The sequence below is a fragment of the Methylobacterium sp. R2-1 genome, from assembly GCF_014191355.1.
Taxonomy (GTDB): domain Bacteria; phylum Pseudomonadota; class Alphaproteobacteria; order Rhizobiales; family Beijerinckiaceae; genus Methylobacterium.
Map to the genome: position 1 here is coordinate 41,450 of NZ_JACHWM010000010.1, position 11,699 is coordinate 53,148.

Consider the following 11,699-nt stretch of genomic DNA (forward strand, 5'->3'; position numbering starts at 1 on the left):
CAACCTCACGCGGCACCGCAGCAATCGCAGGGCTTCGGCCGAACCGCGGAGCCGGGCGAGCTCCACCCGTCGGAGCCCACGCCCGTTACCGTAAGTTTGGCCGAACCATACCTTGGCAGAATCACCGAGCTGTGGCGGCGGTGAGGCACGAAAGGTGCTGTAACGCCAATATCCTGCGGACGTGGTCGGATTGGTTACCGGGAGATTGGAGGGGTGGCCCGCTCAGTTCACCTCCACCTGCACCACACCCGGCACGGCGCGCAGCGCCCCCGCGACCTGCGGCGTCGCCTGATAGCGGTCCTTCAGGCGCACCTCGACCTCGCGCTCGCCGCCGTCGAGGATCAGGATCAGCGAGACCTCGCCCTCGCCGCGCAAGGTCAGTCGCTGCTGCACTGAACTCAGTGCCCGGTCGTCGCGCAGGAAGATGCGCATGCCCTTCTGATGGCGGGCGGCGGCCTGATCCAAGGGCTCGGCGGTGGTGATGCGGGCGCGCACGTCCTCGCCCTCCAGGTTTGCCTGGATCGTCAGCACCAGTGGGCGGCCGGGCTCCAAGATGTCGCGGTACTGGTTGAGACCCTCGGAGAAGATGATCGCCTCGAAGTGGCCGGTCTGGTCCGAGAGGATGACGATGCCGAGCTTGTTGCCGCTCTTGGTGCGCCGCTCCGAGCGGTCGAGCACGGAGGCCGCGATACGGCCGACGCTGGCCGTGCCCGCCCGCACCGCCCGGCAGAAATCGGCCCAGGACTGGACCCGCAACTTCTCGAGGATCGGCCCGTACTCGTCGAGCGGGTGGCCCGAGAGGAAGAAGCCAATGGCGTCGCACTCGCGTTTCAGCTTGTCGGTGTGGGTCCAGAACTCGTGCGGCGGGATGCGCAACGCTACATCCACCGAGGCGACGCCGCCGAACATGTCGGTGATGCCCGAGGTCTCGGCCTCGGCCGCGCCCTGGGCCATCTTCATCATCGGCTCGACCGCGGCCCAGGCCCGCGCCCGGTCCGGCTCGATGCAATCCAGCGCCCCTGCCGCGATCAGGTTTTCCAGCGTGCGCTTGTTGACGTGGCGCGGGTTCAGGCGCCGGGCGAAACAGGCGAGATCCTTGAACGGCTTGTCGCCGCGCGCGGCGACGATCGATTCCACCGCCGAGCGGCCGACCCCCTTGATCGCGGCGAGCGCGTAGAGGATGCGCCCCTCCCGCACGTCGAACACCACGCCGGAGGTGTTCACCGAAGGCGGCTCGACGGTGATCTTCAGGCGCTGCGCGTCCTGACGGAATTCGGCGAGCTTGTCCGTGTTGTCGATGTCGAGCGTCATGGCCGCGGCCAGGAACTCGACCGGATGGTTCGCCTTCAGATAGGCGGTCTGGTAGGTCACGAGCGCGTAGGCCGCCGCGTGGGACTTGTTGAAGCCGTAATCGGCGAACTTCGCGAGCAGGTCGAAGATCTCGTCAGCTTTGGCCTTGGTCAGGCCGTTCTCGGTACAACCCTTCACGAAGCGGTCGCGCTGGGCGTCCATCTCCGCCTTGATCTTCTTGCCCATGGCGCGGCGGAGCATGTCGGCCTCGCCCAGCGTGTAGCCGGCGAGAACCTTGGCGACCTCCATCACCTGCTCTTGGTAGACGATGATCCCGAAGGTCTCCTTCAGGATCGGCTCCAGCATCGGGTGCGAGTACCAGCTCGCCTCGTTGCCGGCGTCGCGCCCGAGCTTGCGCTCGCAATAGACCGGGATGTTGGCCATTGGGCCCGGCCGGTAGAGCGCCACGAGCGCGATGATGTCTTCCAGGCGGTCGGCCTGCATCTCGCACAGCGCCTTGCGCATGCCGGCAGATTCCACCTGGAACACCGCGACGGTCTCGCCGCGGCCCATCGGTTCGTAGGTTTTTTTGTCGTCGAGCGGGATCTGGGCGAGATCGACCTCGATGCCGCGCTGCTTCAGCAGGTCCGTGCAGCACCGCAGCATGGTGAGGGTCTTGAGGCCGAGGAAGTCGAACTTCACCAGCCCGGCTTGCTCGACCCATTTCATGTTGAACTGGGTCACCCGCATGCCCGTCTTCGGGTCTCGGTAGAGCGGCACCAGCTCTTCGAGAGGGCGGTCGCCGATCACCACGCCGGCGGCGTGGGTCGAGGCGTGGCGGTGCAGCCCCTCCAGCTTCTTCGAGATCTCGATGAGCCGTGCGACGATCGGCTCCTCCTCGATCGCCTGCTGGAGCTTGGGCTCACCCTCGATCGCCTGGGCCAGCGTCACGGGGTTGGCTGGGTTCTGCGGCACGAGCTTGGTCAGCTTGTCGACCTGCCCGTAGGGCATCTCCAGAACGCGGCCGACGTCGCGCAGCACGCCGCGGGCGAGCAACGTACCGAAGGTGATGATCTGCCCGACCTGCCGCTCGCCGTAGCGCTTCTGCACGTAGCGGATCACCCGCTCGCGGCCCTCGACGCAGAAATCGATGTCGAAGTCCGGCATCGAGACGCGTTCGGGGTTGAGGAAGCGCTCGAACAACAGGCCGAAGCGAAGCGGGTCGAGGTCGGTGATGAGAAGCGACCACGCAACCAGCGAGCCCGCGCCCGAGCCGCGGCCCGGTCCGACCGGGATGTCGTGGTCCTTGGCCCATTTGATGAAGTCCGAGACGATCAGGAAGTAGCCTGGGAACTTCATCTTGACGATGACGTCGAGCTCGAACTTCAGCCGCGCGCGGTAATCCTCCTCCGTGAAGCCGGGGGCGGTGCCGTGCTGCTTCAGGCGCAGATCCAGCCCGGCTTCGGCTTGCCGGCACAGCTCGGTCGGCTCGTCGGCGGCGATCGCCTGCACCGGCGCCTCGGAGGACTCGGCCAGCGCTTCGGCCATGGGCGGAGCCTCGCCCGCCGCGACGCTGGCGAAGTTCGGCAGGATGGGTTTGCGGGTGCGCGCCCGGTAGGAGCAGCGCATGGCGATCTCGACCGAGGCCGAGAGCGCGTCCGGCAGATCGCGGAACAGCTCCTTCATCGCGGCGCGCGTGGTGAAGGCGTGGCGCGGGGTCAGCCGGCGGCGGCGCTCGTCGGAGACGAGGCGGCCCTCCGCGATGGCGAGCAGTGCGTCGTGCGCGTCGTAATCGCCGGGCTTGGCGAAGAACGGCTCGTTGGTGGCGACGATGCCGAGGCCGTTCGCGTCAGCGAGCCGCAGCAACTCGCGCTCGACCGCACGCTCGTCGTCGAGGCCGTGGCGCTGGATCTCGACGTAGAGGTGCTCCTCGCCGAACGCCCCTTTCAGGATTTCCAGGCGGCGCACCGCCTGATCGGCGCGGCCGGCGCGCAAGGAGGTGTCGAGCGGCCCCGTGAAACCGCCGGTCAGGCCGATCAGTCCCTCGACGTTGCCCTCCAGCGCCGAAACGGCCAGGTTGGGAGCGGCGCCGAGCGGACCGTCGAAATGAGCCCGGCTGCCGAGCCGCAGCAGGTTGCCGTAGCCGGTCTCGTCCTGGGCCAGCAGCACGATGTTGGCGCAGCCGGCCTGAGGCAGACGCGCCATCGGGTCGGGCGCCTCGAAGCAGATCGTGAGTTGGAGGCCGGCAATCGGCTGGATGCCGGTGCCGGCTGCCTTCTCCGAAAATTCCAGCGCGCCGAACAGGTTGTTGGTGTCGGTAAGCGCCAGCGCCGGCTGGCGGTCGGCAGCGGCGGCCTTCACCAGATCGGCGACCTTCACCCCGCCTTCGAGCAGGGAGTAGGACGAATGGACGTGAAGGTGGACGAAGCCGACGTCTGTGAGTGTGCGCGCCATGGGGACCCTGCTCGGAGCCCGCTAAGATCGCGCCTCAGGACCTTGCGAGTCTGTCACCGACGCGCCGCACTACGGCCGATATCCACTGCTCCTCGCATCCGAAGGTCCCTGAGGGGGGGGTGAGACGGGCGGGATGACCCTGCCTGTTCCCATTTCCTGTGAGCAACGTCTCCGGCGAGGGAACAAATCGCGCTCGAACGCGAGCCATTAATGGATCGGCGCCAAAGCTACCGCCCAGAGAGCCACTGCACCGAAGAGCAGGCCGAAGGCGGTGAATTCGACGAGGCTGGTGAGGAACACGCGCTTGGTCATGGCTTCCACTCCGTGTTGATGGAGCGATCTTTGTTCCTGTTTTGTTCTGTGTAAAGCCTGGGAATACCGCGACGCGTTGGAATGGTAAACGGTGTGTTGCCGAGGTCACGGATGGGGGCACGGGTGGGCATAGGCTCTCACCGACAGAGGCGCCCGCAACGCATTCAGGTACGATCACCGCACGGTCCATCGCGATCTCGCAGCGGACCTGAATGGCTCCGCGGAGGCTGACGAGGGAGGTCGTAGATCGGCCGATCCGCCTGACGTCCGGCAATGCGGCCCTCGCCGGGCGTTTCCGACGCCCGCCCCTAGACCAGTTGCTCGATCATCCCGTCGCGGATCGTCACGCGGCGGTCCATGCGGGCGGCGAGTTCCATGTTGTGGGTTGCGATCAGAGCCGCGAGGCCCGAGGCGCGCACGAGCTGGAGCAGGATGTTGAAGACCCGTCCCGAGGTCTGCGGATCGAGGTTGCCGGTCGGCTCGTCGGCGAGCAGCAGGCGGGGGCCGTTGGCGACGGCGCGGGCAATGGCGACGCGCTGCTGTTCGCCACCCGAGAGTTCGGCCGGGCGGTGCGGCAGGCGGTCCTTGAGGCCGAGGAAGCTCAGGAGTTCGGCGGCGCGCGCCTCCGCCTCCTTGCGGGCGAGCCCGCGGATGAGCTGGGGCAGCACCACGTTCTCCAGCGCCGAGAACTCCGGCAGCAGGTGGTGGAACTGGTAGACGAAGCCCATCTCCTCGCGCCGCAGGCGGGTGCGCTCGGCATCCGACATGCCCGCGGTGGGCTGCCCGCCGATATAGACTTCGCCGCCGTCGGGCCGTTCCAGCAGGCCGGCGATGTGAAGCAGCGTCGACTTGCCCGCGCCCGAGGGAGCCACCAGGGCGACCAGCTCGCCCGGCCAGATCGCGAGATCGGTGCCGCGCAGGATCTCGAGCGCGCCCTCACCCTGATGATAGCGGCGCTGGACGCCGGCGAAGAACAGGGCCGGCACGGGCTGGGCGCCGCCGGCATTCGTCTGAGCCATATCGGGGACGTTCCGTCAGCCGTAGCGCAGGGCTTGCACCGGATCGAGCCGGGCGGCGCGCCAGGAGGGATAGAGGGTCGCCGCCAGCGACAGCAGAACCGAGGTGATCACGATGATGACGACCTCGCTCGTGTTCATCTCGGCCGGGATCTCGGCGAGGAAGCGCACGGTGGGGTCCCAGGCGGTGGGAAACAGGGTGCGCTGGATCGGCTTGATGTTGAGGGTGAACAGCACCCCGCCGATCAGCCCGATCGCCGTGCCGACGAGGCCGATCAGCGCTCCGTTGATGAGGAAGACCCGCATGATCGTGCCCGGCGTCGCCCCCATCGTGCGCAGGATCGCGATGTCCGAGGACTTGTCGCGCACGAGCAGGATCAGGCCGGAGATGATGTTGAGGGTCGCCACGATGACGATGAGGTTGAGGATCAGGAACATCACGTTCCGCTCCACCTCCAGTGCGCCGAAGAAGGTGCGGTTGGTCTGGCGCCAGTCGGTGAGCAGCACCGGGCGCTCGGCCGCCATTTCGAGCGGTTCGCGCATCTCGCCCACCGCGTCGGCGTTGTCGAGATAGATCTCGATGACGCTGACATCGCCGTCGCGGTTGAAGAAGGCTTGCGCTTCGGTGAGCGGCATGAAGGCCATGGTTGTGTCGAAATCCGTCACGCCGATCTCGAAGATCGCCTTGACGGTGTAGGACTTGGTGCGCGGAGCGGTGCCGAACGGCGTGCTCGCGCCCTTCGGCGTCGAGAGCGTCACCTGATCGCCCGCCTGGAGGCCGAGGGCGTCGGCGAGTCGCTTACCGAGTGCCACGCCCTGGCCGTCGTCGAAACCCTCCAGCGTGCCGCTCTTGATGGCGCCGGAGACCGCCGGAATCTTCGGAAGGTCGGATTCGCGCACGCCGCGCACGAGTACGCCGGAGCCGCCGTAGGGCGAGGAGGCGAAGGCCTGCCCCTGCACCATCGGCACCACGGCGCGCACGCCCGCGACCTTTTCCAGCCGGTCGGACAGATCGACGTAGTCGGTGAAGAGCCGATCGATCGGCGCGGCGAAGACGTGGCCATTGAGGCCGATGATCTTGGAGCGCAACTCGGTGCGGAAGCCGTTCATCACCGAAAGCACGATGATGAGGGTGGCCACGCCGACCGCGATGCCGAGCACCGAGAACAGGGCCACCACCGAGACGCCGCCGCCCCGCCGCCGCGCCCGCAGGTAGCGGCCGGCGATGATCCACTCGAACCCCGCGAACGGCGGCGTCGAGGCGCTCGCGCGGGCGTTCTTCAGCCGTGTCAGGATGCCCCGCAAGGAGACGCCAGCCTTACCCAACGCAAGCGTCATCGCGGCCGGTCCTCAGATGCGCCGGATGCGAGCGAGGAGATCGACGGGATCGAGGGTCTCGCGCTCCCCGCTGGCGCGCCGCTTCAGCTCGATCTTGCCCTCGGCCAAGCCCTTCGGGCCGACGATCACCTGCCACGGCAGGCCGATGAGATCTGCGGTGGCGAACTTGGCGCCCGGCCGCTCATCGCGGTCGTCGTAGAGAACCGACAGTCCTGCCGTCTCCAGCGCCGCCTGGATCTCGGCGCAGGCCGCGTCGCAGGTGGAATCACCGACCTTGAGGTTGATCAGCGCCACGTCGAAGGGGGCGATCGCGTCCGGCCAGATGATACCGGCCTCGTCGTGGCTCGCCTCGATGGTCGCTGCCACGAGCCGGCTCGGGCCGATTCCGTAGGAGCCCATATGAACCGGCCGCTCCTGTCCGTCCGGGCCGGTGACGACCGCCTTCATCGGCGTCGAGTACTTGGTGCCGAAATAGAAGATGTGGCCGACCTCGATTCCGCGGGCGGAGAGGCGCGAGGCTTCCGGCACCTCGGCGAACACCGCCTCGTCGTGCATCTCGTCCGTGGCGGCGTAGTGCGAGGTCCAGGCATCGACGACGCCCTGAAGACCCGCCACGTCGTCGAAATCGACGGAAGGCGGCGGCACCGGCATGTCGAGATAGGCACGGTCGCAGAAGACCTCGCTCTCACCGGTCTTGGCGAGGATGATGAACTCGTGGCTGAGATCGCCGCCGATCGGCCCCGTGTCGGCGCGCATCGGGATCGCCCGGAGGCCGAGCGTCTCGAACGTCCGGAGATAGGAGACGAAGACCTTGTTGTAGGAGTGGCGCGCCGCGGCCTGATCGATGTCGAACGAGTAGCCGTCCTTCATCAGGAACTCGCGCGAGCGCATCGTGCCGAAGCGCGGACGCACCTCGTCGCGGAACTTCCACGAGATCTGGTAGAGGTTCTTCGGCAGATCCTTGTAGGAACGCCCGCTCGCGCGGAAAATCTCGGTGACGACTTCTTCTGCGGTCGGGCCGTAGAGCAACTCGCGCTCGTGGCGGTCCTTCAGGCGCAGCATCTCCTTGCCGTAGGCCTCGTAGCGGCCGGACTCGCGCCACAGGTCGGCCGCCTGGATCGTCGGCATCAGGATCTCGATGGCGCCCGCGCGGTCTTGCTCGGCACGGATCACGTCGCAGACCTTGTTGAGAACGCGCAGACCCAGCGGCAACCACGCATAGATGCCGGCCGCCTCCTGGCGGATCAGGCCGGCGCGCAGCATCAGGCGATGCGAAACGATCTCCGCTTCCTTGGGCGTCTCGCGCAGGATCGGCAGGAAGTAGCGGGAGAGACGCATCATTCGACCTTGGAAGACGGCGGGCGCAGCCGGGAAACGAGCTAGGCCAGCGTGCGGAGGCACACAACACATTGCCCCCGCAAAACACAAGCGCCCTGCGAACACAGGATCGGCCGGCAATGAGGCGGAACGAAGCCGGCGAAGCGCCGGTGAAACGTCCCCTCGACCGGCGAAGGAGGTGGTTTGCCGCGCCCCTTGCAAAAAAGCGCTGCGAACCGTCTTTCACCTGATGACAAAGGGAAATCTTCTTCCTATAAGCAGCGCCGTGATGGTCGCAGCCCACGAGGCAGCGCACGGTCCGGGTCTTGGGAGGAACAATCAGCCAACGCGCCGCAAGCAATGCGCGATATAAATCAGGCTGAAAAATACTTCGGTTTTCCAAAGCAAGGCCTCGTGCCTTGCTTTTTGTTTTTGGACTAAGCTTTTTCTTGCGCTCGTTGGGCCTCTATCGCTTGAGGCCGGATCGCGCCTTCGCTGCTACAGGCGGGCGAGCGGAAAGATCAGCAAAGCCGCGAAGAACGCGACCGCAGCCAGGACCGTCGTCAGCAGAGCCTTCTCGCGCAGACGCGGGCTCGCGGGCGCTCCCGGATCCTGGCCCGGCACCAGCCGCTGCGGATCGGCCTCGGCGGCATTGCCCAGCGGCAGGATCGCGAAAAGGAATGTCCACCACAGGACGAAGTAGAGCGCGAGCGCACCGAACACCGTCAGCTCGAACACCTTCACGGCGACGGTCGCGAACATCGCGATCAGCGCCGCCACCGTCAGGATGGTCAGCGGCGTCGAGGCGGTGAGGGTGCGAAGGGGCGAGCGGGTCATCGTTTTCGAACAGCAGAGGAACGGTCAGGCAGATGCCCGACCGATAGACTTGAAATGGAGGCGGCCTCTCAGACCTGCTCCAACTCCACCAGTGTCCCGAGGAAGTCCTTGGGGTGAAGGAAGATCACCGGCTTGCCGTGAGCGCCGATCTTCGGCTCTCCGGTGCCGAGCACGCGGGCGCCGGCCGCCTTCATCTGGTCGCGGGCCGCGATGATATCCTCGACCTCGTAGCAGACATGGTGAATGCCGCCCGCCGGGTTCTTGTCGACGAAGCCCTGGATGGTCGAGTTCTCGCCGAGCGGCGACATCAGCTCGACCTTGCTGTTGGGCAGCTCGACAAACACCACCGTCACGCCGTGCTCCGGCTGCGGCAGCGGCTCGGTCACCTTGGCGCCGAGCGTGTCACGATAGATCGCGGTCGCCGCGTCGAGATCCTTCACCGCGATGGCGACGTGATTGAGCCGTCCGATCATTTCTATCTCCTCCCTGCCCGAACCCGATCCCGTCATTGCGAGGCGAAGCCGAAGCAATCCAGCGCTCCGCAGCACCCGAAGACGTCGCTGGATTGCTTCGCTGCCGCTCGCAATGACGGACGAGCCTATCACACCTCCACCACCTGCACGTGGCAGGCGGGCTTCTTGCCCCAGGCCTCGTTGACGGCCGAGCGGACGGCGCGGTCGACTGCGATCTCCACGGCCTCCGAGTCCTTCATCTTGCCCCGCGACAGGCCATTGATCGTCCGGTTGACCGTATCGACCACGGTGTCGAGCAGGGGCTCACCGCTCCGGCCGCGATTGGGCAGACCCATAATGTCCACCGCCGGCTCGCCAGCCATCTCGCCGCGCTCGTCGATGGCGAGCGCCACCGAGACGAGTCCGGTCTGGGAGAGCTTGCGCCGCTCGGGGATGGCCCGGTCCTTGGAGTCGATGAGAACGTTGCCGTCCTTGTAGAGCCGCCCGGCACGGACGTGCTCGACCACCTCCGGCTTGCCCGGCGCGAGGCGCACCACCGCGCCGTTGCGGGCCTTCACCACCGACTCGACACCCTGCGCCCGGGCGAAACGCGCGTGCTCGTCGAGGTGCAGCGCCTCACCGTGCACCGGCACGACCGCCTTCGGCCGCGTCCAAGAATACATCGCCACCATCTCCTCGCGGCGCGGATGGCCGGAGACGTGGACGAGCTCGGTGCGATCGGTGATGACCTCGATGCCGTCCTCGATCAGGTCGTTGATGATGGCACCGACGTCGCGCTCGTTGCCGGGGATGGCGCGGGAGGAGAAGATCACCCGGTCTCCGGCGGTAAGCGAGATCGCCGGATGGTCATGGCGCGAGACGCGCGACATCGCCGCGCGCGGCTCACCCTGCGAGCCCGTGAGCAGGCAGACCACCTTGTCGCGCGGAATGTGTGAGTAGGAATCGGCCGAGAGGAAGTCCGGCAGGCCGTCCAGGTAGCCGCATTCGCGGGCGACATCGATCACGCGATCCATGGCGCGCCCGACGGCGATCACCTGACGGCCGCAGGCCTGAGCGGCCTCCGCCACGGCGCGGATGCGGGCGACGTTGGAGGCAAAGGTCGTCACCGCCACGCGATGGGGCGCGTTCTCGATCAGCTTGCGCAGGGTCGCCGAAACCTCTGCCTCGCTCGGCGAACGACCCTCGCGCAGGACGTTGGTCGAATCGCAGACGAGCGCGATGACCCCCTCGTCGCCGAGCGCGGTGAACGCCTCGGGCGAAGTCGAGGCGCCGGCCACCGGGGTGTCGTCGAGCTTCCAGTCGCCGGAATGGAGCACGAGACCGTGCTCGGTGCGGATCGCCACCGCGTTCGATTCAGGGATCGAGTGCGCCACCGGCACGAACTCGATCTCGAATGGCCCGACGGTCACGCGCCGGCCCGGCTTGATCTCGCGCAGATCCACCTTCGGCGCGCCGGGCTCGGAGAGCCGGCGGGTCTCCAGCAGGTTCTTGGCGAAGCGCGTGGCGTAGACCGGTGCCTTGATCCGCGGCCACAGCTCGGAGATCGCGCCGATATGGTCCTCGTGCGCGTGGGTGATGAAGATGCCGAGGAGGTCCTTCTTGCGCTCCTCGATGAAGGTAAGATCGGGGAACATCAGGTCGATGCCCGGCAGGCCTTCCTCACCGGCAAAGCCCATCCCGCAATCGACCATGATCCATTTGCGCTGCTTCTCGGGTCCGATCCCGTAGAGGCCCGCATTCATCCCGATCTCGCCCACGCCGCCGAGCGGCACGAAGACGAGTTCGTCTTGCCGTGTCGTCATCTTGTTCGTCTATCCAGTCTCAAGCCGCCGTCGCGGCACTTCCAAAATGCACCTCGCCCGCCGTCACGGTTCGTCGGGTTCCATCCGGGGCGAGGATCACGAGCCGCCCCCCCTCGTCGATCGTTTCAAAGATGCCCGTCAGCGTGGCCTCGGCCATGCGAACCGACACGGGGGCCCCCACCCCCGCCGCGCGCTCCAGCCACCGCCGCCGGATATTCGAGAATCCGCGCCCCTTGTTCCAGATCCGGACGGCTTCGACAAACCGTTCCGACAGGAATTCGAGCAACATCGGCGCACCCGCCGCGGAAAATGCCGAGAGCGCCGTCGCCGGATAGGGCAAACCCTCGGGTGCCGCCGCGACATTCACACCGAAGCCGGCCACGACCGCCCGTCGCCCGCCCGGCAGTGTCTCGGCCTCCAGCAGGATGCCGGCGAGCTTTTGGCCGTCGGCGAGGACGTCGTTGGGCCATTTCAGATGGATGGCGGCCTGGGATGCGGCAATGCCCTGCGGCAGCGCTGCATTCCCAGGCTCCACTTGCGGGGATTGGGCCGGTCCACACGCATCGCGCAGGGCATCCACCAGGGCCACTCCCGCCACAAAGCCGAGGGTCGCGACCATTTCCGGCGCCACACCGGCCACCGGCATCAGCAGGCTCGCGGCGAGGTTGCCCTCCGGTGAGGTCCAGGCATTGCCGCGTCGGCCGCGGCCCGCTTCCTGGCAGCGAGTCGTGACCCAGAGCGGACCGGTCTCGCCGCCATGGGCGAGGCGCATCGCTTCGCTGTTGGTCGAGTCGAGCCGGTCGTGGCTGTGAAGCCGGTGTCCCTCGGACCGGGCCGCCTGACTCAGTCGGAACTGCATC

At 67.1% G+C, this 11,699-nt stretch carries 8 protein-coding genes; all 8 read right to left on the minus strand.

Annotated elements, in window-relative coordinates:
- Positions 1 to 222: 222 nt before the first annotated feature.
- The 8 genes from dnaE to FHU13_RS15030 all read right to left on the minus strand — a co-directional run bounded on the left by dnaE (position 223) and on the right by FHU13_RS15030 (position 11,698).
- On the minus strand, positions 223 to 3,744 hold the full coding sequence (gene dnaE, locus FHU13_RS14995) for a DNA polymerase III subunit alpha (protein WP_183436669.1): 3,522 nt from the start codon (positions 3,742 to 3,744) through the stop codon (positions 223 to 225).
- A 620-nt stretch (positions 3,745 to 4,364) separates the two neighbouring features.
- Positions 4,365 to 5,075, minus strand: a complete 711-nt coding sequence (locus FHU13_RS15000) for an ABC transporter ATP-binding protein (protein ID WP_183436670.1) — start codon at positions 5,073 to 5,075, stop codon at positions 4,365 to 4,367.
- A gap of 15 nt (positions 5,076 to 5,090) precedes the next feature.
- A complete protein-coding gene (locus FHU13_RS15005) occupies positions 5,091 to 6,410 on the minus strand; it encodes a lipoprotein-releasing ABC transporter permease subunit (protein WP_183436671.1) in 1,320 nt (439 codons plus the stop codon).
- Positions 6,411 to 6,422: 12 nt separating this feature from the next.
- Positions 6,423 to 7,748, minus strand: a complete 1,326-nt coding sequence (proS, locus tag FHU13_RS15010) for a proline--tRNA ligase (protein ID WP_183436811.1) — start codon at positions 7,746 to 7,748, stop codon at positions 6,423 to 6,425.
- 477 nt (positions 7,749 to 8,225) lie between these two features.
- Positions 8,226 to 8,564 (minus strand): DUF1467 family protein, encoded by a 339-nt coding sequence (locus FHU13_RS15015; protein ID WP_183436672.1) that lies wholly within the window; start codon positions 8,562 to 8,564, stop codon positions 8,226 to 8,228.
- 68 nt (positions 8,565 to 8,632) lie between these two features.
- Positions 8,633 to 9,037, minus strand: coding sequence for a methylmalonyl-CoA epimerase (mce, locus tag FHU13_RS15020; protein ID WP_183436673.1), 405 nt, complete (start codon positions 9,035 to 9,037; stop codon positions 8,633 to 8,635).
- 128 nt (positions 9,038 to 9,165) lie between these two features.
- Positions 9,166 to 10,839 carry a ribonuclease J gene (locus tag FHU13_RS15025; RefSeq protein WP_183436674.1) on the minus strand — a complete coding sequence of 558 codons (1,674 nt, stop codon included), beginning with the start codon at positions 10,837 to 10,839 and terminating at the stop codon, positions 9,166 to 9,168.
- Positions 10,840 to 10,858: 19 nt separating this feature from the next.
- Entirely contained in the window at positions 10,859 to 11,698 is an 840-nt protein-coding gene (locus FHU13_RS15030; protein ID WP_183436675.1) for a biotin--[acetyl-CoA-carboxylase] ligase, read from the minus strand.
- Position 11,699 lies beyond the last annotated feature (1 nt).